The sequence below is a fragment of the Varibaculum cambriense genome (assembly GCF_022133705.1).
In the GTDB taxonomy this organism is placed as follows: Bacteria; Actinomycetota; Actinomycetes; order Actinomycetales; family Actinomycetaceae; genus Varibaculum; species Varibaculum cambriense_A.
In genome coordinates this window covers 1-222 of the sequence record NZ_JAKNHJ010000062.1, presented here as the reverse complement: position 1 = coordinate 222, position 222 = coordinate 1, and the positions used below count along the sequence as shown (strand labels likewise).

1 protein-coding gene is annotated in these 222 nt (G+C 45.0%); it reads right to left on the bottom strand.

Annotated elements, in window-relative coordinates:
- Positions 1-222: S1 RNA-binding domain-containing protein (locus L0M99_RS09770; RefSeq protein ID WP_238128463.1), on the bottom strand; the 222-nt coding region annotated here is incomplete at both ends.

Here is a 222-nt window from a genome sequence, read left to right as displayed (position 1 = left end):
CGCGTCTACAACGACTTGAACTTGGTCGCCAACTGCTACTTCAAGCTCGCCTTGTTCATTCAAAAATTCTGAACGCGCAACGATACCTTCTGATTTTAGACCCGTATCTACGGTAATCCAGTCGCTATCAATCGCAACTACGGTACCTGAGATAACTGCACCGCGTTCTACGTCAAGTACTTGGCTTGCTTCAAACAGTTCAGCAAATGATTCCATCATAAA